Below are 25,837 nucleotides of genomic sequence, written 5' to 3'. Positions count from 1 at the left end.
GCGGAGGTCCTGTTCGTCCTGCTGCTCTGCGGCTGTGTGGTGGGTGCCCTGGCCCTGCTCGGGCCATGGCGGAGGAAGGCTGAAGGGAAGGGTGGTGGGTGAGATGACGAAAGATCAACTGGCGCTGTGCTGGGTGGCGGTGCTCTTCGCGGCGGCGCTGGCCGGGTGGTGCGCGCTGGAGCGGACGGCGTCGGGCGCTCGCAGACGCGCGCTTCTTCCGGCCGGTGACGGCGTCGGGGGAGACGGCAGCAGCGGGGAGTCGGGCGGTCGTCGATGGCCGGTGCTAGTCGGCCCCGGATGGTGGCCGCTACGCCGGCCGGGCCGGCCGGCGCCGGAACTGCTGCTGGTTCCGGTGGGGTTGGCGGCGGGAGCGGCGACCGGCTCGCCTGTTCCGGTGCTGGCGGCCGCCCTGGCCTTCCTTCCCCTGCGGCGTTGGCGGCAGCGCCGCAGGGTGGCGGCAGAGGCCCGGCGGCGGGCGGCGGCCATCGTCGACCTCTGTGCGGGGCTCGCAGGGGAGTTGAGGAGCGGCTCGACGCCCGAGCAGGCGCTGCACGTGGTGACGACGCGCATCGCCGCAGACCGCGAGGTCCTGCGCCGGATCGGCGAGGAGCCGGTGGCCCGGCTGGCGGCCGGCCGCTACGGCGGGGACGTCCCGCTGGCGTTCCAGTTGCTCGCCGAGCTGCCGGGTGGCAGCGGGGCGACCGCGATCGCCGCCTGCTGGCGGGTCACCACCGACGGCGGATCGGGCCTGGCGGCAGGCCTGGACGGGGTTGCCGAGGCGCTGCGGGGGGAGCAGGCGCTGGCCGAGGAGATCACCGCGGAGCTGGCGGCCCCGCGGACCACGATCGCCGTCCTGGCGGCGCTCCCCGTCGTGGGGCTGCTGCTCGGGGTGGCGCTCGGAGCCCGGCCGGTGGCCGTCCTGCTCCACACCCCCGCGGGGCTGGCCTGCCTGGCGGGCGGGGCGGCGCTGGAGGGGCTGGGCCTGGCGTGGACGGCGCGGATCGTCCGGGCGGCGGCGCGAGGGGCTCTGGAGGAGCCTGCGTCCGGTGAAGAGGCTGCGGCTTCGGAGGTCGGGTGGCGGTGCGGCATCTCGCGTACGAAGGCGCGGCGGGCGCGGCCGAGCGGGTCGTTCCGGGCGGAGGTGATGTCGACATGAGGTGGGGAGCCGAGGCGGCCGTCCTGGCGCCGGCGCTGGCAGCGGGAGTGCTGTTCCTGCGTCGTGGGGCGGCGCGTCGGGCGAGGCACCGGCGGTCGGCTGCCTGGCTCCCGGCGAGGGAGCGGGAGCCGGATCCTCGCAGGTGGGGAGGACGTGGCTGGAGGGCCCACCGTCCCCCGGCGACGCCGACGGCGAGAGCGGCGACGACGCGGGCGGCAGTGTCCGGCGGCTCCGGGCGTGCGCAGCGCGTGGCGCTCGCGGCCGCCGGGGGCCTCGGCGCGGCGGTGGCACTGGGCGGTGCTGTCGGAGCGGCGGCGGGTGCCCTGCTGGCCGTCGTGTTGTACCGGTGGCTGCCCCGGGCGAGGTCTCCGGACGAACGGCAGGCCGCGCTGGAGGAGGAGCAGCTCACCCGGCAGCTTCCGCTCACCGCGGAGCTGCTGGCGGCCTGCCTCGGTTCGGCGGCCTCACCGGCCGTGGCGCTGGCGGCGGTCGGTCGGAGCGTCGGCGTCCCGATGGGGCCACGACTGGTGGCGATTGCGGCCGAGCTGGCCCTGGGGGCACCGCCGGAGGTCTGTTGGACCAGGCTGGGCGAGGAGCATCCGACGCTGGCGCCACTGGCCCGCTGTCTGGTCCGGACGAGCCTCAGCGGGGCCCCGGCGACCGGGCCGCTGATCGGGTTGGCGCACGGTCGGCGGACGGCGGCCGCCCGTACGGCGCACGCCCGGGTCCGTCGGGCCGGGGTCCTCGCGACGGCGCCGTTGGGGCTCTGCTTCCTCCCGGCGTTCGTCCTGATCAGCGTCGTCCCGGTGGTCATCGGACTCACCACCCGCTTCGCGCAGGACATGTGAGCGGGAGGCGGGAACGCGTGGGCCCCGCGGAACGGCACATCAACCATCAATCACCCCAGGAGGGATCCATGACCGCAGTGATCACGGCCAGGCTCGGCGACCGGCGTCTCGGTCGACGCCCGTACGAGTTGTGCCGACGTCGGGGCCGGTGGGTGGCAGGCCGGGTCCGGAGGTCGGCCCGGATCAAGGACAGGTCGGACGCGGGGATGACCACGGCCGAGTACGCGGTCGGAACACTCGGGGCCTGTGCGCTGGCGGCCGGGCTGTACAAGGTGGTGACCAGCCCGGCCATGCTCGGTGCACTGGCCGAGCTCCTGGACCGGGCGCTCCATGCGACGTGACGGTTCGTCATTGGGGCGTCTGCAGTGGATCCGTCGGTGCTCCGGGTGCTTCCGCGCTCGGGGCGGGGGCGGGGGCGGGGGTCGGGACGGGGTTCGTGGCCGTCGTCGAGGCGATGCGGGCTTCGTCACGGCCGAGACGGCGGTCGCCCTGCCGGCGCTGGTGCTGCTCGCCGTGATGCTGATCTGGGGCGTGCTCGCGGCGGGCGCGCAGATCCGCTGTGTGGACGCGGCGCGGGTGGGCGCCAGGGCGGCCGCGCGCGGGGAGGCGGATGCCGCCGCGGCGGCCCGCGCGGCGGCCCCGCCCGGGGCGGAGGTGCGGATCGCGGTCGAGGCCGACACCGTCCGGGTCACGGTGGTCGCGCCGTCGGCGGCGCCGGGCCGGTTCGGCTCGCTGCTCTCGGTGCGCCTCGGCGCGGCCGCGGTGGCAGCCCGGGAGGACACCCTGAAGGGCGGAGGAGGAGGTGGCCCGTGGCCGTCCTGACGCCGGTTGCGCGTGCCGCGGCGGCGGTACGGCGGGTGGCGCGGGCCCGCACCGCCCGGGCGGTGGCGGCAGGGCGCGGGGCCGACACCGGGTCCGCGACGGTGTGGCTGGTCGCGTTCGCGGTCCTCGGGTGTGCGGCCTTCACGGCGGTGCTCTCGGTGGGAGCGGTGGTCGGCGCCCGGCACCGGGCGGAGTCGGCCGCCGACCTGGCGGCCCTCGCGGCCGCCGACCGGCTGCTGCTGGACGTGGACGGCGGGTGCGGGCGGGCGGCCGGGATCGCCGCCGCACAGGCGGCCACCGTGGTGTCCTGCACGGTTGACCGGGAGGCGGACGCCGTCGAGGTCGTGGCGGAGGTCCGGGTCGGCGGGCTGCCCGTGCGGCTGCCGGTGGGACCGGCCCGCGCACGGTCCCGTGCCGGTCCGGTCCGAGCGACGGCCGCGTCGGCAGCCGCCACGGCGGGTGCCGACGCGGACGCCGGCCTCACCGGGACGGCGGGCGGCTCATGAGTCCTCAGCGCCCCCGGCCTCGTCGGTGGCTCCCGCCGCTCCGGTCTCCCCGCGCGGGGTGTCCCCGGGCACCGGCCCCGTTGCGGAGCTCGTCCCCGGCCCGGACCCCAGCCCCGCCCCTGTTGCGGACCCCAGCGCCGGCCCGGGCCCGGCCTCGTCCACCGCCGCCGGTGCGCCGGCGAGCAGGATGTCCAGGAGCCGGACGGCGGCCGCCTTGTCCAACGGGTCGTTGCCGTTGCCGCACTTGGGCGACTGCACGCACGAGGGGCAGCCGCGCTCGCACTCGCAGGCGGCGATCGCCTCCCGGGTGGCCGTCAGCCACTGGACGGCCCGTCGGAAACCGCGTTCGGCGAAGCCGGCCCCGCCGGGGTGGCCGTCGTAGACGAACACGGTGGGCAGCTGGGTGTCGGGGTGCAGCGGCACCGACACGCCTCCGATGTCCCAGCGGTCGCAGGTGGCGAACAGCGGCAGCAGGCCGATGGAGGCGTGTTCGGCGGCGTGGGCGGCCCCGGGGAGCTGGTCGGGCGGGATGTCCGCGTCGAGCAGCTGATCCTCGGTGACGGACCACCAGACCGCCCGGGTGCGCAGGGTGCGGGGCGGCAGGTCGAGCTTGCTCTCGCCCATGATCTCCCCGGTGGAGATCCGCTTGCGGAGGTAGCCGACCACCTGGTTGACCACCTCCACCGAACCGAAACTGAGCCGGCCCTCGCCCCACTCGACGGAGGTGTCGGTGGAGAGCACGGAGATGGAGGTGATGTCCCGGGCGGCCGTCGTGTAGGGCGGGTCGGCCGGCTCGACCAGGGCCACCGAGGTCTCCAGGTTGAGGTCGCGGACGAGGTAGCTGCGCCCCTGGTGCAGGTGGACGGCGCCGGTGTGGACGGTGGTGTGGGCGGCGGAGGCGTCCACCGTGCCGAGCAGCCGCCCGGTCGGGGCCTCGACGATCTGGACCGGGCTGCCCCCGCTTCCGCGCAGGTCGACGGCGTCGGCGGCCCGTTCGCGGCGGGTCCAGTACCAGGCCTCGCCGCGGCGGCGGAGCAGTCCGCGGCGTTCCAGGACGGGCAGCAGCGGTCCGGCGGAGGGGCCGAACAGCTCCAGGTCGGCATCGGTGAGCGGCAGCTCTGCGGCGGCCGCGCACAGGTGGGGGGCGAGGACGTGCGGGTTGTCGGGGTCGAGCACGGTGGCCTCGACGGGGGTGGCGAACAGGGCCTCCGGGTGGTGCACCAGGTAGGTGTCCAGCGGGTCGTCGCGGGCGATCAGGATGGCGAGCGAGCCCTGGGCCTCGCGTCCGGCCCGTCCGGCCTGCTGCCACAGCGAGGCCCGGGTGCCGGGGTAGCCGGCCATCAGGACGGCGTCGAGTCCGGATACGTCGACGCCGAGTTCGAGGGCGGAGGTGGAGGCGAGGCCGAGGAGCCGGCCGGTGTGCAGGTCGCGTTCGAGGGCCCGGCGTTCGTCGGCGAGGTATCCGCCGCGGTAGGCGGCCACCCGGTCGGCGAGCGGTCGGCCGAGCTGGTCCTGGGTCTGCAGCGCGACGAGCTCGGCGGCGCGGCGTGAGCGGACGAACACGACGGTGCGGGTCTGCCGCTCGACCAGGTCGGTCAGCAGGTGGGCGGCCTCGGCCGTGGCCGTCCGTCGGACGGGTGCGCCGTGCTCGCCGACGTTCTCGGTGAGCGGCGGCTCCCAGAGGCCGAAGACCATCGGGCCGCGCGGTGAGGCGTCCTCGGTGACCGCCTCGGCCGGCACCCCGGTGAGCCGGTGGGCCGTGGTGGCCGGTTCGGCGGTGGTGGCCGAGGCGAGCAGGAAGGTGGGTGAGGAGCCGTAGCGGGCACAGATCCGGCGCAGCCGCCGCAGCACCTGGGCGACGTGCGAGCCGAACACGCCCCGGTAGCTGTGGCACTCGTCCACCACCACGTAGCGCAGGGTTTTCAGGAAGGAGGACCAGCGGGCATGGGCGGGCAGGATGCCTCGGTGCAGCATGTCCGGGTTGGTGAGCACGTACGAGGCGTACTGGCGGACCCACTCGCGCTCCTCGGGCGGGGTGTCGCCGTCGTAGAGGGCGGCCCGGACCCTGGGCGGGGCGAGTTCGGCGGCACGCCGGCGCTGGTCGGCGGCGAGCGCCTTGGTCGGGGCCAGGTACAGCGCGGTGGCGCCGCGGCCGTTGCGGGCCTCGGTGCCGTCCAGCAGGTCGCTGAGCACCGGAGCCAGGTAGCCGAGCGACTTGCCCGAGGCGGTGCCTGTGGCGATCACCACGGAATGGCCGCTTTTGGCCAGATTCATCGCTTCTGCCTGGTGGGCCCAGGGCCGTTCCACACCGAGGTCCCGGGCGGCGGACGCGATCTCGGGCCGGATCGAGTCGGGCCACGGTGAATAACGGGCAGGTCGGGCGGGAAGGTGCTCCGTATGGGTGAGCCGGTCCGACCGCCCCCGGGTGGTGGACAGGGTCGTGAGCAGTGCCTCGGGCAGGCTGTGACGGGGCGGCATGAGGACCCAGTGTGTCACCGGCGTGACGGAGAATCGTTGTAAGCCATCGTGCGGGCATGGTCGCAGGTGGTTGAATGTGGCCGTGACGGCCGTACGGCCGGGGGTCGCAGCGCTGAGGCTTGCCACGCGTTCGCTGGGCGTGCCCGGGGCTCGCGACCATGCGGTGGCGGCCGTCCGGCCGAAGATCGCAATGACGTAGCAAGGCAAGGTGCTGGAGGTTCCGTGGACCTGTCCCTGTCGACCCGTACAGTCGGCGATCGCACGGTCGTCGAGGTTGGCGGCGAGATCGATGTGTACACCGCCCCGAAGCTGCGTGAGCAGTTGGTCGAGCTCGTCAACGACGGCAACTACCACCTCGTCGTCGACATGGAGGGCGTGGACTTCCTCGACTCGACCGGTCTGGGCGTGCTGGTGGGCGGTCTGAAGCGAGTGCGGGCCCACGAGGGCTCGCTGCGCCTGGTGTGCAACCAGGAGCGCATCCTGAAGATCTTCCGCATCACCGGCCTGACCAAGGTCTTCCCGATCCACACCTCGGTGGACGACGCGGTCAACTCGACCGACTGACGCGGCCGGGCCGGTCCCTGTGCCGGCCCGCCCGATCCATGCGTCCGGTACGCCGGGGCCCTGAGCGGCCCCGGCGGCCCGGGACGCCTCAGGGCCGGTGAAGACCGGCCCGCAGGGGCCGCATGCCCGGCCCCGGTCGGACACCCCGAGGGGGAGAAGATGGCAACCGTCGAACTTCGATTCAGTGCGCTTCCCGAGCACGTGCGTACGGCCCGGCTGGTCGCCGCGGCGGTCGCGAGACGAGCCGGGGTCGACGAGTCGGTGCTCGACGAGGTGCGCCTCGCCGTGGGTGAGGCGTGTTCCCGTGCCGTCGGCCTGCACCAGCGCGGTGGCATCACCGGCGCGGTCCGGGTCGCGCTCACGGACCAGGAGAAGCGTTTCCTCATCGAGGTCGAGGACGAGGCGGGCCCCGCCACCGTCCCGAGCCCTGGCGCGGCCGAAGGGGAGGATCCGGGCGAGGACACCCTGGGCCTCGCGGTCATCACCGGTCTGGTCGAGGACCTGGAGGTCACCAGCGGAGCCGAAGGCGGCCTGATCCGGATGAGCTGGCCGGTCTCGGTCGACGCGGTGGCGGTCTGAGGCGGTTCCGCCCCGGCGGCACAGCCTTCCTCAGTCCCTCACTCCCTCACTCCCTCAGTCCCTCAGTCGCTCGGCTCCTCGGCTCCTCGGCTCCTCGGCTCCTCGGCTTCTCGGCTTCTCGGCCCCTCTGGGGCACGGACGCGGGCTGCGTTCCTCCGGTGCGTCGTGCCGCGGTGCTCTGAGTCGGCGCCGGGTGGATCGGGGCTCCCGGGCGTCCGCTTCGCGGGCATGCTTTGACAAATTGTTGAATCCGGCGGTTCGCTGCTCTCGGCACGACCGGGTCCGATCGGTGATCGGACCTGTCGTAGAAGAGGGAACCCATGCGGATACGCATTCTGTGGCCGGCCGGTCAGGCGACCGCCACGTTGGCGACCACGCCCACCTCCGAGGCGCTCTGGGCCGCGCTGCCGGTCAGTTCGTCGGCGAACACCTGGGGTGAGGAGGTCTACTTCGACACCCCGGTCAGCATGCCGAGGGAGCACGACGCCCGGCAGGTCGTCGAGCCCGGCACGGTGGCGTTCTGGACGGACGGCGACAGCCTCGCGCTCCCGTACGGCCCGACGCCGATCTCGCGGGACGGGGAGTGCCGGCTGGCCAGCCCGTGCAACGTCCTCGGCGTGCTGGACGGGGACGCCCAGGTGCTGCGCACCGTCCGGCCGGGCGACCCGATCAGGGTCGAGCGGGCCTGAAGCGCACCTGAAGCCCACCCGAGGCCCACCCGACGCGCACCCGACGCGCACCCGACGCGCACCCGAAGAGAGCCCGGGCCGGGGTCGGGGCGGGGCCGGGAACGGGCGGGAACCGGGAGCGGGTCGGCGGCCGTGTAGGTTCGCAGTTCGACGACCGAAGACGACCGAAACCGAAAGGCCTCTCCCGGTGAACAAGCGACTGCTGGCCGTACCCGCGCTCGGCGCGCTGCTTGCGTTCGGCGCCGTCGGCTGCGGCGACGACAACAGCAAGCAGTTGGAGTCCTGGGCGACGAGCGTCTGCGGCGCGGCCAAGGACCCGATCGCCCAGGCGCAGACCGCGCTCGCGGACACCGGACAGGTGAAGACCGGCGAGGCGCCGGCCGACCTGCAGAAGCGGCTCTCCGCGGACATCGGGCGGCTGGCCAAGACCAACCAGGACATCGCCGCGGCCATCGACTCCGCCGGGGCCCCCAAGGTGGACGACGGCGCGAACCTGCAGAAGGACACCGTCACCGAGCTGAACAAGGCCGCGGACGGATACCTGGACGTCCAGAAGAAGCTGGACGGCCTGTCCAACACGGACCAGGGGAAGTTCGCGGACGGGCTGCGCAGCGTCGCCGACCAGGTGCAGCAGTTGGCCTCGCTCTCCACCCAGGCCCAGGCCAAGCTCCAGCGCGGCGAGCTCGGCGCCGCGATGGCCAAGCAGGAGGGCTGCAAGCCCGGCGCGGCCGGCGCGGCCCCGACCGCCGGGGCGAGCGGTTCGGCGGGTGCGAGCGGTTCCCCCGCGGCGGGCGGCGCGACCGGCACGCCGGCCTCGGGAACGCCCGCCCCGGGCTCCACGGACACGGCGAGCCCGGCCGCCGGTGCCACGGCCACCGGCGCTGCACCGACCGGGTCGGCCCCGGCCACCCCGTCCGCCCCGGCCCCCTCGGCGAGCTGAGGCCGACGAGGCGCGCGGCGGACCGGATCGGACCGAAGCGAACCGGACCGCCGCGCGGCGCGCGCCGGGCCCCGCGGTCCGGGCCGGCACGCTCCGGGCCTCCGTGGTCCTGGCCCCAAGGGGTCCGGACTGCCACCTTCCGGGCCATTGCGCCCCTGTCGGCTCCTCGGTCGGCGGGGGCGTTTCCGCCACTGGCCTAGCAGCGCCGTCGCCCTGTCCGGCGAGAAGCCGCCCGGACAGGGGGAGCGGTTCGCGATGAGCGGCGGGCCGGGGTGGCGGGTCGGGGTGGTGGGGCGCTGCGGGTGGGCGGAAAGGCCGCGTCGGACGGCCGGGCGGGCGGGCGGTGCCTGCGGCCCGGGGGACAATGGCGGGGTGATCAGTAGCCCCGTTCTCGACCCGACCCGCCTCGCCAAGCTGCGCGAGGCGCTGCTCGCCGCCTCGTTCACCGCCGACGGCTGCCTCGACCTGCTCGGGCCCACCGGGTACGCGGCGCTGGCCCGCAGCGAGGCCGTGCCGGCCCTGCGCGCGACCCGCGGCGGCACGCCGCTGGAGACGCTGGTGCGGCTGTTCCTGCTCCAGCAGCCCGTGCCGTACCGGGCGGCTGCCGCCGCTCTGCCGGTCGAGGACTGCCTGGCCGACGGCTGGCTGCGCCCGGACGGCGACCTGGTCCGGGCCACCGTGGACGTCCGCCCGTACGCCAACGAGGTCGCCGGGCTGCCGAGTTCGGACGCCTGGGTGGTCTCCGACCTCGGCTGTGCGGTCGGCGGCGCGGGCGGGATCGGCTCCGGCGAGACCGCGCACGGCGTGGCCCGCAAGGACCTGGTGCTCGGCGTGGGCGGCGCGTCCACCACGCTGGCCAACATCACCGTGCGCCGGCCGGTCCGGGCCGCCCTGGACCTCGGTTCGGGTTCGGGCGTGCAGGCGCTGCACGCCGCCCGGCACGCCCAGCGGGTCACCGCGACCGACCTCAATCCGCGCGCGCTGCGGTTCACCGAACTGACGCTCGCGCTCTCCGGGTTCGAGAACACCGAGGCCGCGACCGGCAGCCTCTTCGAGCCGGTCGGCGACCGGCGGTTCGACCTGATCGTCTCCAACCCGCCGTTCGTGATCTCGCCCTCGGGCCGGTTCACCTACCGCGACGGCGGGATGGCCGGCGACGACCTCTGCCGCAGCCTGGTCCGCTCAGCAGCCTCCCACCTGGAGCCCGGCGGCTACTGCCAGCTGCTCGCCAACTGGCAGCACGTCAAGGGCGAGGACTGGCACGAGCGGCTGGCCGGCTGGGTGGCCGGCACCGGCCTGGACGCCTGGGTCGTCCAGCGGGAGGTCCAGGACGTCTCCCAGTACGCCGAGTTGTGGCTGCGCGACGGCGGCGACCACCGCGGTCCCGGCGGCGACTACCAGGCCCGGTACGGCGAGTGGCTGGACGCGTTCGAGGCGGGCCGGGTCGAGGGCATCGGGTTCGGCTGGATCACGTTGCGGGCGGGCGGCGCCGAGCAGCCGACCGTTCGGGTGGAGGAGTGGCCGCACCCGGTCGAGCAGCCGCTCGGCCCGCACATCGAGGAGTGGTTCGCCCGGCAGGACTTCCTGCGCACGCACGACGACGCGGCGCTGCTCGCGGCCCGGTACGTGCTGGCCGACGAGGTGGTGCAGGAGCAGGTCGGCGCGCCCGGCGCGGAGGACCCGGAGCACGTGATCCTGCGGCACAACCGGGGCATGCGGCGGGCCACCAAGGTGGACACGGTGGGCGCCGGGTTCGCCGGGGTCTGCGACGGGACGCTGTCGGCGGGCGAGATCGTGGACGCCATCGCGCAGCTGCTCGGCGAGGACCGGGTGGTGCTGCGGGACCGGGTGCCGGAGTCGCTGCGACTGCTCACCGAGCAGGGGTTCATCCAGCCCGCCGGCTGAGCCCCCGGGGCCGGGCCGGTCGAGCATCGGCCCGGCCGGCTCCGCGCCCGGCGTCGGGCCGGCCGGCCACCCCTGCCCCATCACGCTGCCCCCATCCCTGCCCGGCCATCCGTGGTCGGCCACCCCTGCCCGGCGATCTCCCCGGGCCACCCCTGCCCGGCTGCGGTCGCCCGGGCCCCGGTGGGCTGCCCGGTCCCGGTCCCGGCCCGGCCGGCCCCGCGTCGGCCGCCGGACCCGCCGGGGCCGATGGGTCGGCGCACCTGGGCACCAAAAGGGCCGAGGAGCCGGGGCCCGACGCCGGAACCACCGGCTCCGGCCGGGCCCGCTCGGGGCGCGGGCCCGGTTCATCTCTCCGTAGTCCCTGCTTCGCCCGTCGGTCGCCGAACAGCTGCCCCTCGTTGGCCCCCGACTGTGAAGCTCTGTCCACAGGCTGTGGACAGAGCTGGGGGCGCAGGGGTGGAGACGACGACCGCGACGGTGGGCGGCGCGGTGCTCGCGCTGTTCGGCGGCGCGCTGCTGCTCTGGTGCGCCGCCGAAGTACGCCTTCGCCACGGTGTGCGCCGCCGGGGCATACCGGCGGTGGCCACCGTGGTCGCGGAGTCGGACACCCACGGCGAACTCGACAGCTCGCCGCTGCTCACCTTCTCCGCGCCGGCCGCGATCGGCGGTCCCGGTGCGGCGCGCCGGGCCGAGGTGGTGCTCACCCGGCCGCGCGGCCACACCCCGCTGCGCCGTCCGCCGCGCTTCTCGCCCGGCACGTCCGTCCGCATCTCCTACGACCCGCGTCGGCCGAGCCGGGTGGTGCTGGCGGCGGCGGAGACCGGCGGTGTCGTCGTGACGGACCTGCTGTGGACGGTGCTGGGCGTCGGCTGCCTGGCTGCGGGCGCCGCCCTGCTGGCCGCGGCCACCACCAACTGAGGCGTCGGCCGACCCCGGGCCCCGGCGTCCCGAACCGGCCACGACGCCGGATTCCGGCCACCCGGTCCGGCGGCGATCCGGTCGTGGTCGTGCGGCCGTTCGGCCGAGGTCGGGCCCCGGTCCGGTGGCGGTCCGCCGGGGACCGGCCCGGTCCGGCCCGGTCCGACCGCAGTGCTCGCCGGACCGGTCCCGAAGCGCCCCCGGCACCCCCTACCACCAGCCCGGTCGCCGGGCGCCGATTTTCCGTTGACAGATTTTGAAATCCGTCATTCCATCCTTCGGAACCCGCCGAAGCCCCCCTCCACGGGGCGCGATCCTCCATCATCGGGTTACCGTTCGAGTGGCGTCGGTCGGCCTTGCCGGTGAAAAAGCAGGATCCGTCCGTTTGACAAGGGTGGCCGGGGTACGGTCACACTCCGCTGGTGGGGTCGTCGTACAGCGGCTGCCCCGGGACGGTGGAAGGGGTCGGGCGGAGCGCAGCCCGTGCTGCCGGCGCCGACCAGCTCACATAACGACCGGGAGAGAAGAGCGAAGGTGTCCCCGAGCAGCGAGACCGCGCACGGACAGCGACTCGTCATTGTCGAGTCGCCGGCCAAGGCGAAGACGATCAAGGGCTACCTGGGCCCCGGCTACATCGTCGAGGCGAGCGTCGGGCACATCCGCGACCTGCCCAGCACGGCGGCCGAGGTGCCGGACAAGTACACCGGCGAGGTGCGCCGCCTCGGCGTGGACGTCGACCACGACTTCGCCCCCATCTACGTGGTCAACGCGGACAAGAAGTCCCAGGTCAGCAAGTTGAAGTCGCTGCTCGCGGAGTCCGACGAGCTCTTCCTCGCCACCGATGAGGACCGCGAGGGCGAGGCCATCGCGTGGCACCTCCAGCAGGTGCTCAAGCCCAAGGTGCCGGTGCACCGGATGGTGTTCCACGAGATCACCAAGTCGGCGATCCAGGAGGCCGTGGCCAACCCGCGCGAGCTGAACCAGCGCCTGGTCGACGCCCAGGAGACCCGCCGCATCCTCGACCGCCTCTACGGCTTCGAGGTCTCGCCGGTGCTGTGGAAGAAGGTCATGCCGAAGCTCTCGGCGGGCCGCGTGCAGTCCGTCGCGACCCGGCTGGTGGTCGAGCGCGAGCGCGAGCGGATGGCGTTCCGCAGTGCCTCGTACTGGGACCTGGTCGGCACCTTCGGCACCGGCCGCACCCCGGCCGACGCCGCGAACCCGGAGACCTTCGGCGCACGGCTGTCCGCCGTCGACGGCAAGCGGATCGCCAGCGGCCGCGACTTCGGCTCGGACGGCCGGCTCAAGGCCGGCAGCACCAACACCCTGCACCTGGACGAGCAGGCCGCCCGCGCGCTGGCCGCCGCCCTGGAGCAGACCGCGTTCAGCGTCCGCAGCGTCGAGTCCAAGCCCTACCGCCGCTCGCCGTACGCGCCGTTCCGCACCACCACGCTCCAGCAGGAGGCCAGCCGCAAGCTGGGCTTCGGCGCCAAGCGGACCATGCAGGTGGCCCAGAAGCTGTACGAGAACGGCTTCATCACCTATATGCGCACCGACTCGACGACGCTCTCGGACACCGCGATCGCGGCCGCCCGTGCGCAGGTCACCCAGCTCTACGGCGCCGACTACCTGCCGGACGCGCCGCGCACCTACGCCAGCAAGGTCAAGAACGCCCAGGAGGCGCACGAGGCCGTCCGCCCGTCCGGCGACCGCTTCCGCACCCCCGCCGAGACCGGTCTGAGCGGTGACGACTTCCGGCTGTACGAGCTGATCTGGATGCGCACCGTCGCCTCCCAGATGAAGGACGCGGTCGGCCAGTCGGTCACCGTCAAGGTCGGCGGGCGGGCCGCGGACGGCCGGGACGCCGAGTTCTCCGCCTCCGGCAAGATCATCACCTTCCACGGCTTCCTGAAGGCCTACGTCGAGGGTGCCGACGACCCGAACGCCGAGCTGGACGACCGCGAGCGCCGGCTGCCGCAGGTGGCCCAGGGCGACCCGCTGGCCGCCGAGCAGCTCACCCCCGAGGGGCACGCCACCAAGCCGCCGGCCCGCTACACCGAGGCCTCGCTGGTCAAGGAGCTGGAGGACCGGGAGATCGGTCGCCCCTCCACCTACGCCTCGATCATCGACACCATCATCGGCCGCCGCTACGTCTTCAAGAAGGGGACGGCGCTGGTGCCGTCGTTCCTCTCCTTCGCCGTGGTCAACCTGCTGGAGAAGCACTTCGGCCGGCTGGTCGACTACGACTTCACGGCGAAGATGGAGGACGACCTCGACCGGATCGCGGCCGGCGAGGCCAAGTCCGTGCCGTGGCTGAAGCGCTTCTACTTCGGCGAGGGCGAGGGCCACGCGACCGGCGGCGCCGCCGAGGCCGGCAACGGCGACGGCGACCACCTGGGCGGCCTCAAGGAGCTGGTCACCGACCTCGGCGCGATCGACGCCCGGGAGATCAGCTCGTTCCGGATCAGCGACGACATCACGCTGCGGGTCGGCCGCTACGGCCCGTACGTCGAGCGTGCGTCCGCCGTCGAGGGCGAGCCCGGCCAGCGCGCCGACATCCCCGACGACCTGCCGCCGGACGAGCTCACCGTCGAGCTGGCCGAGGAGCTGCTGGCCAGGCCGAGCGGCGACTTCGAGCTCGGCCAGGACCCGGTCAGCGGCAACCAGCTGGTCGCCAAGGACGGCCGGTACGGCCCGTACGTCACCGAGATCCTGCCCGAGGGCACGCCGAAGACGGGCAAGAACGCCGTCAAGCCGCGGACCGCCTCGCTGCTCAAGACGATGTCGCTGGACACCGTCACGCTCGAGGACGCGCTGAAGCTGCTGTCGCTGCCGCGCGTGGTCGGGACGGACCCGGAGGGCGTGGAGATCACCGCGCAGAACGGGCGCTACGGCCCGTACCTCAAGAAGGGCACCGACTCGCGCTCGCTCACCAGCGAGGAGCAGATGTTCACGGTCACCCTGGAGGAGGCCCTGGCCATCTACGCCCAGCCGAAGCAGCGCGGCCGGGCCGCCGCCGCGCCGCCGCTCAAGGAGCTGGGCACCGACCCGGTCAGCGAGCGTCCGGTGGTGGTGAAGGACGGTCGCTTCGGGCCGTACGTCACCGACGGTGAGACCAACGCGACCCTGCGCAAGGACGACGAGGTCGAGACCATCACTCCGGAACGCGGCTACGAGCTGCTGGCGGAGAAGCGGGCGCGCGGGCCGGTGAAGAAGGCGGCGAAGAAGGCCCCGGCGAAGAAGGCCGCCGCCAAGAAGACGGCGACCAAGACCGCGGCGAAGAAGACCGCCACGGCCAAGACCGCGACCGCCAAGAAGACGACCACGGCCAAGACCGCGACCGCCAAGAAGACGGCGGCCAAGAAGACGGCCGCGAGCAAGACCACCACCACCGACGAGGGCTGACCCCCGGCCGGCGGCACCGGGCCCGCACCTCCCCTTCCGGAGGTGCGGGCCCGTGGTGTCGGGAGGCGCGGTCCGTTGCCGCCGCAGGCGCGGGCGCGGCGTTCTCGGGGAGTGGGCCCGGCGTCCCAAGGGGGCGTCGTCGCAGGTGCGGGCGCGGCGTCCTCGGGGGAGCGGGTCCGGCGTCCTCGGGGGAGCGGGTCCGGCGCCCTCGAAGAGTGGGCACGCCGCTCTCGGGGGGAGCGGTCAGGGAGCTGTGCGGGGTGCGTCACAACCCTGCAATGACGGCGAACCGGAGGGCCGCTCACCCGTTTGTGGCAACCGTCGACCGCTACGCTGACCGTATGACGAGCGAGGAGCAGCCCACCCCCAGCGCCGCCGCGGCCGCCAGAGCCGGCATGCCCGACCTGGCCGAGGTCGCGCCCGCGGGAACCCCCGGCGAGCGGGCCCGCGCACTGCTGCGGCTGCGCCCGTACCGCCGGCTCTGGATCACCCAGCTGATCGGCGGCACCGCCGACCGGCTCGGCCTGCTGGTGCTGCTCGCGCTCACCGTGATCGCGGCCGCGCTCGGCGGGCAGTTCGGCGACCTGCCGCGCAGCCTCGCCTTCGCGGTCGCGGCGGTCTTCGCCGTCCGGCTGGCCGCCACCGTGCTGGTCGGCGCGGCCCTGCTCGGCCCGGTGCACGGGCTGCTCAGCGGGAAGCTCGACCGCCGCTGGACGCTGTTCGGCGCCGACGTGCTGCGGGCCGTGCTGATCGGCGTCGCGCCGTGGTGGATCGTCTGGCTGGGCTCCGGCTCCGGCGCCGAAGCCAGGCCCTCCGGGGCCGCCACCTACCTGCTGCTCGGGACCGTCTTCGTGACCGGCGCCGCCGAGCGGGTCTGGGCGATCGCCAAGGCCGCCGCCGTCCCCGCCCTGCTGCCGCCGGCCAACCCCTACGCCCCGCCCGCCGAGCGGCGCCCGTCCGCCGCCAACCTGGACACCGTCGGGACGCTGGACCGGCGCACCGGCTGGGCCACCGTGCCGCTCGCGGCGGTCGCGCTGGTCGCGCTCACGCTGGTCGGCAACGTCTTCGCGGCGGTGGCCTCGGACTGGCTGCGCGCCCACCAGACCACCTTCGCCGCACTCGGTGCGGCCGCCCTGTTCGCCGTCTCGGCCGTCCGGGTCTACCAGCACGAGCTTCCCGGCGGCCCGGTCTCCGTGGCCCCGCACTCCCCGCTGAGGGGCCTGCGCGCCCCGACCGACGCGGCCCCCGGGCCCGCGCTGGGCAAGGGCCGCACCGGCTCCGCCCCGTACTTCACCTTCGCGATCGCCGCCGCCTACGCCTCGATGGCGGGCGTCGGCGCGCTCGCGCTGCTGACCGCCGCCGAGCACCGGGCCGGGCCGATCGGCTACGGCCTGCTGGTCCTCGCCGCGGCCGGCACGCCCGTGCTCGGCGCCCGGCTCACCCGGGCCACCCTGCCCGCGCTCTCCCGCCGCCGACTGCTCGCGCTCGCCCTGCTGGCCGAGGGCGTCGCGCTGATCCTGGCCGGCCTGGTGCTGGACTTCGTCCTGGTCCTGCTGCTCACGGTGCTGGCCGGGCTGGCCGCCGGCATCGTGATCTCGGCCGGTCGCAACCTGCTCGCCCAGGAGGTCGAGGAGGCCCGGCTCCCGAAGGTCACCGAGCACCTGTACGCGGTGCTGCGGGCCGTCGTGGGCGCCGCACTGGTCGTCGTGCCGCTGATCGCCGCCGCCTACGGGAACGTCGAGTACGGCACCGTCGAGCCCGGCTCGTTCACCTTCATCCACGGCGGCGCGGCCCTCGCGGTCGCCACCACCGGCCTGCTGACCCTGGTGCTCGCCGCCGTGGTGCTGCTCAGGACCGACGACCGGCGCGGCACCGTCCCGTTCGGCCGCGACCTGGTGGACGCCGTCCGCGGTGCGGCCGGTCCGGTCCCGCACCGCACCACCGGCACCGGCTTCTTCATCGCCCTGGAGGGCGGCGACGGCGCCGGCAAGTCCACCCAGGCCCAGGCGCTCGCCGAGTGGATCCGGGGCAAGGGCCACGAGGTGGTGCTCACCCGCGAGCCCGGCGGCAGCCCGGTCGGCCAGCGGCTGCGCGGTCTCGTCCTGGATGTCGGCAACACCGGCCTGTCGCACCGCGCCGAGGCGCTGATCTACGCCGCCGACCGCGCCGAGCACGTCGAGAACGTCATCCGCCCGGCGCTGGCCCGCGGCGCCGTGGTGATCACCGACCGGTACATGGACTCCTCGATCGCCTACCAGGGCGCCGGCCGGGACCTCGCCGCCACCGAGGTGGCCCGGATCTCGCGCTGGGCGACCGGCGGTCTGCTGCCCGACCTGACCGTCGTCCTGGACGTCGACCCGACCAGGGCCCGGGAGCGGTTCACCGAGGCGCTGGACCGCCTGGAGTCCGAGCCCACCGAGTTCCACCAGCGGGTCCGCTCCGGCTTCCTCGCCCTGGCGGCCGCCGACCCGGCGCGCTACCTGGTCGTCGACGGCAGCCAGGAGCCCGCCTCCGTCACCACCGCGATCCGCCACCGGCTCGACCGCGAGCTGCCGCTCTCCGAGCAGGAGAAGGCCGCCCGCGCCGAGCAGGAGCGGCTCGCCCGCGAGGAGGCCGAGCGCCGCGCGGCCGAGGAGGCGCGGAAGAAGGCCGAGGCGGAGGCCGCCGAGCGCAAGCGGCAGGAACTGCTGGAGCAGCTCCGGGCCGAGCAGGCGGAGAAGGAGCGCCTTGCCAAGGAGGAGGCCGACCGCCTCGCCGCGGAGGCGGCGCGCAAGGCGGCGGAGGAGGCCCGGCGCAGGGCGGAGGAGGAAGCCCGCCGGCGTGCCGAGGAGGAGGCCAAGCTGCGCGCGGCCGAGGAGGCCCGGCTCGCCGCCGAGGCCGCCGAGCGCAAGCGGCTCGCCGACGAGGCGGCCGCCCAGGCGGAGCTCCAGCGTCAGCGTGAGCTGGCGCGCGAGGAGCAGCGCCGGCGTGCGGAGGAGGCGCTCCAGCGGGCCGAGGAGGCCCGGCTGGCGCAGGCCGCAGCGCTCGCCGCAGCGGCTGCCGCGGCCGAGAGCGCAGCCGACCGGGTCGGGCGGCCGGTGCCGGGCGACGCGGTGACCACCGAGCTGCGGATGGTCAAGGACGTCGACGACGCCACCCAGGAGATCTCCGAGCGGGACCGCCGGGCGGCGGTCCGGGCGGCGGAGGAGGCCGGCGCGGGTGTCTCCGGCGTCGACGCGACGACGAAGCTCCCGGTCGTTCCCACTGCTGCTGCGGACGAGACGGCGAAGCTTCCGGTCGTTCCCGCCGCGGCGGACGAGACGGCCGTGCTGCCCCGGGTGCCCGGGACGGACCGGACCGAGGTGCTGCCGCGGGTCGGGCCGACCGGGCCGGTCGGGCCGGCCCCGAGTGCCGGGCAGGACCAGCCGGTCGACGGCACCCGGGAGCTGCCGGTGGTCGAGGAGCCGGAGCAGGCCCCCGAGCCGCGTCCCCGGCCGTCCTGGGCCGAGGAGACCCCGATGGACGACCTGCCGAGCCTGACCGACACCCTGCTCGGCTCGCGCGACGAGTGGGCCCGCTGGGAGCAGCCGGGCCCGGCCGGGCAGGGCCCGCAGGACCCGCGCCTCGCGTACGGCGGCGAGGCGGCCGGTCCGGCCGAGCCGGGGGCCGACGCCCCGGACGACCAGGGCGGCAAGGGCAAGGGCCGGCGCTGGCGCCGCCGGGGCTGACCCCGGGACCGTCGGGACAGCAGGACAGCAGGACAGCAGGACAGCAGGACGGCGGGCGGTGTGGCCGGGGCGGTGCTCCGGCGGCGCCGCCCGCCGTCGTACCGGGCACGTATGCTCGACCGCGGGGAGCGGAGACCGGGCCGGGCGTCGGACACCGGGGCGGTCCGCACGAGGCAGTCCGTACCGAGCTTGGGAGCAGCAGTGGCCGTCTGGGACGACCTGGTGGGCCAGGAGCGGGTGGTCGAGCAGCTGACCGCCGCCGCCCGGGCGGCCGGGGCGACGGTCGCCGCCGGCCGCGGGGCCGCACCCGAGCCGGGCGGCAACGCCTCGCTGATGACGCACGCCTGGCTGTTCACCGGTCCGCCCGGTGCGGGCCAGACCACGGCCGCCCGTGCCTTCGCCGCCGCCCTCCAGTGCACCAGCCCGGACCTCGCGCTCGGCGGGACGCCCGGCTGCGGGTTCTGCGACGGCTGCCACACCGTGCTGGCGGGCAGCCACGCGGACGTGAAGTACGTGCGCACCGACGGCCTGTCGATCGGCGTCGGCGACATGCGCGACCTGGTGCTGCGCGCGTCCAGCTATCCGACCGGAGGCCGCTGGTCGGTGATCCTGGTGGACGCCGCCCACCGGCTCACCGAGGCCGCGGCCAACGCCCTGCTCAAGGGGGTCGAGGAGCCCTCGCCGCGCACCGTCTGGCTGCTCTGCGCGCCCTCCGTCCAGGACGTCCTGCCCACCATCCGCTCGCGCTGCCGCCTGCTCGTCCTGCGCCAGCCCGCCGCCGAGGCCGTCGCCGACATGCTGGTGACCCGCGACGGCGTCGACCCGGGGACGGCCCGGCTGGCCGCGCTCGCGGGCCAGGGGGACATCGAGCGCTCCCGCCGGCTGGCCGTCGACGAGGAGGTCAGGACCCGCCGGGCCGAGGTGCTGCGGATCCCGCTGGAGGTCGCCGACCTCGGCGGCTGCCTGGCCGCCGCCCAGCGACTGGTCGACACCGCCAAGGCCGACGCCGAGGCGCTCGCCGAGACCCAGGACGCCAAGGAGACCGACGACCTCAAGGCCGTGTACGGGGCGGCCGAGGGCGGCAAGGCCCCGCGCGGCATGGCCGGGGCGGTCAAGGAGCTGGAGAAGCGGCAGAAGAGCCGCGCCACCCGCACCCGCCGGGAGACGCTCGGCGTCGCCCTGCTCGACCTCCTGGGCTTCTACCGGGACGTGCTCGCCCTCCAGCTCGGCTCGACCGGCGCACTGGCCAACGAGGACCAGCGGCCGGCCCTGGAGCGGGTCGCGCAGGCCGGTCCGCCGGAGGGCACGCTGCGCCGGATCGAGGCGGTGCTCGCCTGCCGGCAGGCGCTGGACCGCAACGTCGACCCGCTGCTCGCCGTCGAGGCGATGACGGTCGCGCTGCGGGCGGGGTAGGGCGCGTCCTCGACCGCTTCCGTCCGGGCGTCCTCGACCGCTTCCGTCCGGGAAGGGAGGGCGTCAGTCCTCGCTTCCACTCGCGGGGGGTAGGGCTTCCCGCGCTAGGCGCGTGTCCCACCTTCGAGTGAACGGGCCGTACGCGCCGGGCACACCCACATGTGACCGCCGGGTCGTCTTGCACGCTGGGGCCGACTGCGCCCCGACGCCGGGGCCGTCGCGTCCCGTCCGGCACCGGCCCCCACCGGTGGTCCGGCCCTCCTCCCGAGGCGGTGCGTCCCATGGTCCGTTCGCTCCTCGTCGTTCCCCTGCTGGCGGCCGCCGGGGGAGGTGTCTGGCTCGCGCGCGGCGCTCTGCTGCGCTGGCGCGACCTGCGGGCCGCCGAGACCTACGAGCTCACCGGTGACCAGCGGCCGATGCTGCTGCGCGCGGCCGGGGCGATGGTCTGCGGCGTCTGCGTTACGGCGCTGACGCTGCTCACGGCCCTGGGGACGTTCGGCGTCCTGGGATCCTCGGCACCGCGGTCGGGCTCCGCCGAGTTCGGCGCCGACTCCGACGCCGCGGCGGCGGACGGCACGGACGGTGAGGGCGCCGCGCGGCAGGCCGCCCCGCCGGTGGCCGAGGCCGCGTCCGCCACCGCCACCGCCGCGGCCGCGACCACGCCGGCCGCCGCGCCGGTGGCCAGCCGGTTCGACAGCGTCGGCCACCCCGCCGGCGGCGAGCTGCTGCAGTCCGCCGTGCTCGGCCCGGACGGACACCCGCGCAACGTCCGGGTGTGGCTGCCCGCCCAGTACACCAAGGACCCGAACGCCCGGTTCCCGGTGGTCGTGATGCACGCCGCCACCCCGCGCAAGACCGCCGACGCCGAAGTCCCCGACGTCTTCGAGGGCCTCGGCTCCGCCGTCCAGACCGGCAAGGCCCGCCCGTTCATCCTGGTCGCCCCGGAGGCGCCGAACGGCACCGCGCACCCCTGCGAGCTGGTCGCCGCCGCCCCGCAGGCCATCGCCGACGACGCGGCGCTGCGGACCACGATCGCCGCGACCTTCCGCACCCTGCCGCCCGGCCCGGCGTCCTGGGGCACGCTCGGCGTCGAGGGCGGCGCGCCCTGCGCCGCGGCCGCCGCCCTGGCCCGGCCCGACCTGTACGGCGCGGCCGCAGCGGTCTCCGGCCGGTACGACACCGCCGCGCTGGCCCTGACGGGGGCGGAGGCGCCCGCCGGCGCCGCGCCCAAGCTGCTGCTGGCCGCGGCCAAGGCCGACGCCGCCGGGCTGGACGCGGCCCGCAAGCTCCAGACCGCGCTGCGCGCCGGCACCGGCGCGGCGGCCCGCGCGGACGTGCGGATCTCCGAGAACGTGCAGGACTACACGGCGGACCGGGAGCGGCTGCGGCTGGTCCGGCAGGCGGCGCAGTACCTGGCCGAGACGCTGGCCAAGGTGTCCTGACCAGGCCTCAGCAGGTCCGGAGCAGCAGGTCCTGAGCAGCAAGTCCGAAGCGGTGCTGAGCAGCCGGAGCAGGCCCGAGCAGCCCGGGGCCGGGCACCGGTGGGCGTTACGCTCGCCGTACCCGGGCACCGGCGGCGGCCGCGCCGCGGAACCCGAGGTCAGAGGGGGAGCAGATGCAGGCGGAGCGCGAACGGAAGCGGGAGCGGGAACGGGAGCGGGAACGGATGAGGGCGGAGCGGGGCCGGCGCGGGCCGGCAGTGGCGGCGGTGCTGGCCGCCGGGCTGCTGGTCGGCGGGTGCAGCTCCAGCTCCTCCACGCCGCACCCCTCCTCCTCGGACACCATCGCGCCGGGCTCCCCGTCCTCGCCGGGCTCCCCGTCCTCGCCGGGCTCCCCGTCCGCGGTGGCCTCCGCGGCCGACGCCCGGCCGGGGGTCACGCCGCTGGAGCCGCTTCCGGCGGCCGTCCCCGCCGCCCTGGCGCCGTACTACGCGCAGCGGCTCGCCTGGCAGCCCTGCGACGACGGCTTCGAGTGCACCACCTTCACGGTGCCGCTGGACTACGACCACCCGGCGGGCGGGGACCTCACCCTGTCGGCGGTCCGCGCCCCCGCCGTCCCGGCCGAATCCGGTACGGGCGCCGGATCCGGCTGGCTCGGCTCGCTGCTGCTCAACCCCGGCGGCCCCGGCGGCTCGGCGGTCGACTACGTGGAGGCCGTCGCCCGGACGTACGACGGCAGCATGCGGGCCCGGTACGACCTGGTCGGCGTCGACCCGCGCGGCGTCGGCCGCAGCGCCCCGGTGACCTGCCTCGGCGGCGAGCGGATGGACGCCTACAGCGCCGCCGACATCACCCCCGACGACCAGGCCGAGATCGACGCCCTGGTCGCCGCCGACAAGGAGTTCGCGGAAGGCTGCCGCCAGCGGGCCGGCGACCGGCTCGGCCACCTGAGCACCGTCGAGACCGCCCGCGACCTCGACGTGCTGCGGGCGCTGCTCGGCGACGAGAAGCTCAACTACGTCGGCAAGTCGTACGGCACCTTCCTCGGCGCCACCTACGCCGGGCTGTTCCCGACCCGCACCGGCCGGATCGTGCTGGACGGTGCCATGGACCCGTCCCTGGACGCGATCACCGGCAACCGCACCCAGGCCGGCGGCTTCGAGACCGCCTGGGCGGCCTTCGCCCAGGACTGCGCCAAGCGCGAGGACTGCCCGCTCGGCCGGACCGAGCAGCAGGTCGGCGAGCAGCTCACCGCCCTGTTCAAGGCGATCGACGCCCAGCCGCTGACCACCGCCGACGGCGGCCGCCGGCTCACCGAGGCCCAGGCCACCACCGGCGTCATCCAGGCCATGTACGCCGACTTCCTCTGGCCCAGGCTGCGCACCGCGCTCGCCGATGCCAAGGCCGGCGACGGCAGCGGCCTGCTCAAGCTCTCGGACTCGTACTACGAACGCGGCTCGGATGGCTCGTACCCCAACCTGATGTTCGCCAACATGGCGGTGAACTGCCTGGACCTGCCCGCGCCGTTCACCGGCCCCGGCGACGTCCAGCAGGCGGTGGCGGACTTCGAGCGGACCTCGCCGCGGTTCGGCCGCGACATGGCGTGGATGGCACTGACCTGCACATACTGGCCGGTGAAGGCCACCGGAGCGGCACACACCATCCGGGCGGCCGGCGCCGCGCCGATCGTGGTCGTCGGCACCACCCGCGACCCGGCCACCCCGTACGCGTGGGCGCAGTCGCTGGCCGGGCAGCTGGAGTCCGGCCGGCTGCTGACCTACGAGGGCGACGGGCACACCGCCTACGGCCGGCACGACGCCTGCGTCGACGGCGCGGTCAACCGCTACCTGCTCGGCGGCGAGCCGCCGGAGCAGGGGAAGCGCTGCGGCGCGTAGGCCCCCGGCCCCTGTCCGACCGCTGTCCGGCCCCCGCTCCGCGCCCGCCCGGGAACCCGTTATGGATCACCCGCGAACCTGTGTAGACTGGCCCGCGTTGCAACCACGTGTTGCAGCGGTGCCGCCTTAGCTCAGTTGGCCAGAGCAACGCACTCGTAATGCGTAGGTCGCGGGTTCGAATCCCGCAGGCGGCTCCAAGGTGAACCCCAGGTCAAGCCTCTGACCTGGGGTTTTCTCGTTCCGCCGACCATGAGAACCGGGGAAATTGAGCAGCTGGACTCTATGCATCGCAATGCGTAGGTCCTTGGTCCGCCACTGTGATCGATACCAGGCGTCGCATCTGCGACCTGCGGTTTCGCCGATTCCGGCCGGTCGGGCCAGTTGTTGCGGAGCGGCCTCGGTGGACAGCCGGTGGACAGCCGCGCGTGACTCAGCATCAGGGGCAGCTGTGCTGGTTATTGAAGGTACGCCTGCAGGCTGCTCTGGTTGTGGCGTTCTGACAGAAGGGCCTCAAGCGGAACGCTGCGTCGGCCTCAGAACTGTCCCTGGAGCTGAGCTAAAGGATCACCGTTCGGGCAGTTCGGCGAGGCCATCGCCGCTACTCTGATCGCATCGACGAGAGAGGGGGACGGGATGCTGCTCCGTTTCCGTGTCGCGAATGTGCGATCGCTACGTGACGAACAGGAGCTGTCCTTCGTCCTTTCCGAGGGTGAGTCGGAGGTTGCATCGCGTGAGCTCCGAACCGGCGGTGACCGCTCGGTATCCGTACTCCCTCTGATCGGGATCTTCGGCGCCAACGCTTCGGGCAAGTCGAACGTGCTGGCCGCTCTGACCGACATGAGGTCGGCCGTCCTCAACTCATACGCTCGTTGGGCTTCGTACGAGGGGATCCCGCGCAGGCCTTTCGCCTTGAAGGCCGCGGACGAGAACGAACCCAGCTTCTTCGAAGTCGATGTAGTCATCGACGAAGTGCGCTGGACGTACGGGTTCGAGCTGGGGCCGAAGCGCGTTGAATCCGAGTGGATCCATAGCTACCCGCGTGGTCACCGCCAGGTGTGGCTCGATCGTGATGCCTCGCGGCCCGAGGTGTACGAGTGGCCGGGCGGCCGGGTCAAGGACCGCGCGCAGTTGGCGAGACGTACCCGACCAAATGCCCTTGTCCTGTCCACGGCGGGCACGGACAACCACCCTCAGCTCTCCGCGCTCTTCCACTGGTTCCGCCGGAATCTCTGGATCATCAATCCGGAGGACGAACGGGAGGATCGGGAACGGTTCACGACACAGGCGCTGTCCGGCAGCCAGGCCCGCCGGATCAATGAACTGCTGCGGGTCGCCGACCTCGGGATCACCGGAGCGGAGGTTGTCCAGCAGGAAAAGGGCGAAGCCAGGGTGAGGCTTACCCACCGGTCGACCGGCGGTGACATGGCCTTCGACTGGCGTGACGAGTCGCTCGGCACCCGTTCCTGGTTCGCGTTGCTCGGCCCCCTCTTGCTGGCGCTCGACGAGGGTGCTGTGTTGCTCGTCGACGAGCTGGACGCCAGCCTGCACCCGCGCTTCGCCGCCGAGGTCGTCCGACTCTTCCACGACCCCGAGTCCAATCCCGGGGGAGCGCAGCTCCTCTTCACTTCGCACGACCCGTCGGTCCTTACCACTCCGAGTGGTGGGCGGCTGCTGGAGCCGGACCAGGTGTGGCTGACCGAGAAGGACGAGGACGGGGCCACAGAGCTGTACCCGCTGACCGCCGCGGCGCCCGGTGAGGACGAGGACCTGACGAGGTCCTACCTGGTCGGTGCGTTCGGGGGGGTTCCTTCACTCCTGGAGGGGCAGATCGCCCGCCGGCTGCTGGCCGTAGGCGCGGAGGAGCGCAAGGAAGGGGAGGGGCGGAGCTGATGGCACGCACGAAGGGGAATGAATCGCTGGGGTCAGCGAAGCAGCAGCGCGGCCGGCGCCGCCGTGTGGTCCATGTCTTTACCGAGGGGCGAGTCACCGAACCCACCTACATCGAGGTGGTCTCCGATCTGGTCCGCCTCCACGACCAAGGGGTCGAAGTCCGGATCGCCAACGCGAATGCCCCGGGCTCCCAACGCAAGCCGATCAAGCTGGTTGAGGCGGCGGTGCGGCTCATGCGGGAGGAAGCCCGCGCCGCGAAGCGTAGCGGCGTGAAAGAAGACCTGTGGCCGCAGGTCTGGTGCCTGTTCGACCGGGACGCGCACGAGTCGGTCGAAGCGGCGCTCAAGCAGGCCCGCGAAGGTGGTGTCCAGGTCGCTTTTTCGCACCCGTGCTTCGAAGTATGGCGACTGCTCCACCACAAGCCGGTGACCGGCACCTTCGGCGGCGTGTGCGGGGAGGCGGAAGCCAGGCTGCCGTTCGTCAAGGAGCCCGGGAACATCAAGGTGGTGCTACCGACGCAGATCAAGGGCGGGTTCGTCAAGGCGAAGGCTCGGGCCGAGAAGATGAACGGGGAGCACGGCAAGCACGTGCCGTTGACCCAGCGCGACCCGTACACCGACGTGCACGACTTCGTCGAGAAGGGGCTCGGCATCGCGTCGTACTGAGCGGCAGTCCACCGGTTCGGA

General features: G+C 74.5%; 19 protein-coding genes and 1 tRNA gene. 19 read left to right on the top strand and 1 reads right to left on the bottom strand.

All coding sequences use genetic code 11. The features are described from left to right. The first annotated feature begins 103 nt into the window (after positions 1-103). The 5 genes from J5Y04_RS37155 (at position 104) to J5Y04_RS37135 (ending at position 3,332) form a co-directional block, all read left to right on the top strand. A complete protein-coding gene (locus J5Y04_RS37155; protein WP_209416952.1) occupies positions 104-1,156 on the top strand; it encodes a type II secretion system F family protein in 1,053 nt (350 codons plus the stop codon). 218 nt (positions 1,157-1,374) lie between these two features. Then, on the top strand, positions 1,375-2,004 hold the full coding sequence (locus tag J5Y04_RS37150) for a type II secretion system F family protein (protein WP_209416951.1): 630 nt from the start codon (positions 1,375-1,377) through the stop codon (positions 2,002-2,004). Between the two features lie 68 nt (positions 2,005-2,072). Further along, positions 2,073-2,345 carry a DUF4244 domain-containing protein gene (locus J5Y04_RS37145; protein WP_209416950.1) on the top strand — a complete coding sequence of 91 codons (273 nt, stop codon included), beginning with the start codon at positions 2,073-2,075 and terminating at the stop codon, positions 2,343-2,345. Positions 2,346-2,505: 160 nt separating this feature from the next. After that, positions 2,506-2,826, top strand: a complete 321-nt coding sequence (locus J5Y04_RS37140; protein WP_307853495.1) for a TadE family type IV pilus minor pilin — start codon at positions 2,506-2,508, stop codon at positions 2,824-2,826. Beyond that, complete coding sequence (locus tag J5Y04_RS37135; RefSeq protein ID WP_209416949.1) at positions 2,814-3,332, top strand: Rv3654c family TadE-like protein; 519 nt, start codon at positions 2,814-2,816, stop codon at positions 3,330-3,332. The genes J5Y04_RS37140 and J5Y04_RS37135 overlap by 13 nt, the downstream gene beginning before the upstream one ends. Here the strand turns inward: J5Y04_RS37135 and J5Y04_RS37130 are convergent. After that, positions 3,327-5,810, bottom strand: a complete 2,484-nt coding sequence (locus tag J5Y04_RS37130) for a DEAD/DEAH box helicase (RefSeq protein ID WP_209416948.1) — start codon at positions 5,808-5,810, stop codon at positions 3,327-3,329. The two genes, J5Y04_RS37135 and J5Y04_RS37130, sit on opposite strands and share 6 nt — an antisense overlap. Before the next feature lie 222 nt (positions 5,811-6,032). Between J5Y04_RS37130 and bldG the strand changes: the two genes are divergently transcribed. The 14 genes from bldG to J5Y04_RS37060 all read left to right on the top strand — a co-directional run bounded on the left by bldG (position 6,033) and on the right by J5Y04_RS37060 (position 25,816). Beyond that, on the top strand, positions 6,033-6,374 hold the full coding sequence (gene bldG, locus J5Y04_RS37125; protein ID WP_148644090.1) for an anti-sigma factor antagonist BldG: 342 nt from the start codon (positions 6,033-6,035) through the stop codon (positions 6,372-6,374). 159 nt (positions 6,375-6,533) lie between these two features. Further along, a complete protein-coding gene (locus J5Y04_RS37120; RefSeq protein ID WP_209416947.1) occupies positions 6,534-6,953 on the top strand; it encodes an ATP-binding protein in 420 nt (139 codons plus the stop codon). Positions 6,954-7,273: 320 nt separating this feature from the next. Then, positions 7,274-7,642: a cyclophilin-like fold protein gene (locus J5Y04_RS37115; protein ID WP_209416946.1), complete on the top strand. Its 369-nt coding sequence runs from the start codon at positions 7,274-7,276 to the stop codon at positions 7,640-7,642. A gap of 187 nt (positions 7,643-7,829) precedes the next feature. After that, positions 7,830-8,582 (top strand): small secreted protein, encoded by a 753-nt coding sequence (locus J5Y04_RS37110; protein ID WP_209416945.1) that lies wholly within the window; start codon positions 7,830-7,832, stop codon positions 8,580-8,582. A 372-nt stretch (positions 8,583-8,954) separates the two neighbouring features. Continuing rightward, the gene (locus J5Y04_RS37105) at positions 8,955-10,487 is read left to right on the top strand and encodes a methyltransferase (RefSeq protein WP_307853494.1); all 1,533 of its coding nucleotides are present in this window, start codon (positions 8,955-8,957) and stop codon (positions 10,485-10,487) included. 456 nt (positions 10,488-10,943) lie between these two features. Beyond that, positions 10,944-11,405 (top strand): DUF3592 domain-containing protein, encoded by a 462-nt coding sequence (locus J5Y04_RS37100; protein WP_209416943.1) that lies wholly within the window; start codon positions 10,944-10,946, stop codon positions 11,403-11,405. A gap of 534 nt (positions 11,406-11,939) precedes the next feature. Further along, entirely contained in the window at positions 11,940-14,807 is a 2,868-nt protein-coding gene (gene topA, locus J5Y04_RS37095) for a type I DNA topoisomerase (protein WP_209416942.1), read from the top strand. Positions 14,808-15,148: 341 nt separating this feature from the next. Then, positions 15,149-18,514 (top strand): dTMP kinase, encoded by a 3,366-nt coding sequence (gene tmk / locus J5Y04_RS37090; protein ID WP_209416941.1) that lies wholly within the window; start codon positions 15,149-15,151, stop codon positions 18,512-18,514. Between the two features lie 201 nt (positions 18,515-18,715). After that, positions 18,716-19,927: a DNA polymerase III subunit delta' gene (locus J5Y04_RS37085; RefSeq protein ID WP_209416961.1), complete on the top strand. Its 1,212-nt coding sequence runs from the start codon at positions 18,716-18,718 to the stop codon at positions 19,925-19,927. A gap of 281 nt (positions 19,928-20,208) precedes the next feature. After that, positions 20,209-21,369 carry a hypothetical protein gene (locus J5Y04_RS37080; RefSeq protein ID WP_209416940.1) on the top strand — a complete coding sequence of 387 codons (1,161 nt, stop codon included), beginning with the start codon at positions 20,209-20,211 and terminating at the stop codon, positions 21,367-21,369. Between the two features lie 224 nt (positions 21,370-21,593). Further along, complete coding sequence (locus J5Y04_RS37075; protein ID WP_245206226.1) at positions 21,594-23,261, top strand: alpha/beta hydrolase; 1,668 nt, start codon at positions 21,594-21,596, stop codon at positions 23,259-23,261. 120 nt (positions 23,262-23,381) lie between these two features. Then, a tRNA-Thr gene (locus J5Y04_RS37070) sits at positions 23,382-23,458 on the top strand. A 436-nt stretch (positions 23,459-23,894) separates the two neighbouring features. After that, positions 23,895-25,151 (top strand): ATP/GTP-binding protein, encoded by a 1,257-nt coding sequence (locus J5Y04_RS37065; RefSeq protein WP_209416938.1) that lies wholly within the window; start codon positions 23,895-23,897, stop codon positions 25,149-25,151. Continuing rightward, on the top strand, positions 25,151-25,816 hold the full coding sequence (locus J5Y04_RS37060; protein ID WP_209416937.1) for an RloB family protein: 666 nt from the start codon (positions 25,151-25,153) through the stop codon (positions 25,814-25,816). The genes J5Y04_RS37065 and J5Y04_RS37060 overlap by 1 nt, the downstream gene beginning before the upstream one ends. Positions 25,817-25,837: the final 21 nt, after the last annotated feature.

Origin of the sequence: Kitasatospora sp. RG8 (assembly GCF_017813315.1) — a bacterium.
Classification (GTDB): domain Bacteria; phylum Actinomycetota; class Actinomycetes; order Streptomycetales; family Streptomycetaceae; genus Kitasatospora.
The sequence above is the reverse complement of the archived record's forward strand: the minus strand, read 5'-3'. Positions and strand labels throughout refer to the sequence as shown.

Excerpts from the sequence above, each read along its gene's own strand:
- J5Y04_RS37155 (WP_209416952.1), top strand. The coding sequence starts at position 104 with ATGACGAAAGATCAACTGGCGCTGTGCTGGGTGGCGGTGCTCTTCGCG.
- J5Y04_RS37145 (WP_209416950.1), top strand. The coding sequence starts at position 2,073 with ATGACCGCAGTGATCACGGCCAGGCTCGGCGACCGGCGTCTCGGTCGA.
- J5Y04_RS37130 (WP_209416948.1), bottom strand. The coding sequence starts at position 5,810 with ATGCCGCCCCGTCACAGCCTGCCCGAGGCACTGCTCACGACCCTGTCC.
- J5Y04_RS37120 (WP_209416947.1), top strand. The coding sequence starts at position 6,534 with ATGGCAACCGTCGAACTTCGATTCAGTGCGCTTCCCGAGCACGTGCGT.
- J5Y04_RS37115 (WP_209416946.1), top strand. The coding sequence starts at position 7,274 with ATGCGGATACGCATTCTGTGGCCGGCCGGTCAGGCGACCGCCACGTTG.
- tmk (WP_209416941.1), top strand. The coding sequence starts at position 15,149 with ATGACGAGCGAGGAGCAGCCCACCCCCAGCGCCGCCGCGGCCGCCAGA.
- J5Y04_RS37080 (WP_209416940.1), top strand. The coding sequence starts at position 20,209 with ATGGTCCGTTCGCTCCTCGTCGTTCCCCTGCTGGCGGCCGCCGGGGGA.
- J5Y04_RS37075 (WP_245206226.1), top strand. The coding sequence starts at position 21,594 with ATGAGGGCGGAGCGGGGCCGGCGCGGGCCGGCAGTGGCGGCGGTGCTG.
- J5Y04_RS37065 (WP_209416938.1), top strand. The coding sequence starts at position 23,895 with ATGCTGCTCCGTTTCCGTGTCGCGAATGTGCGATCGCTACGTGACGAA.
- J5Y04_RS37060 (WP_209416937.1), top strand. The coding sequence starts at position 25,151 with ATGGCACGCACGAAGGGGAATGAATCGCTGGGGTCAGCGAAGCAGCAG.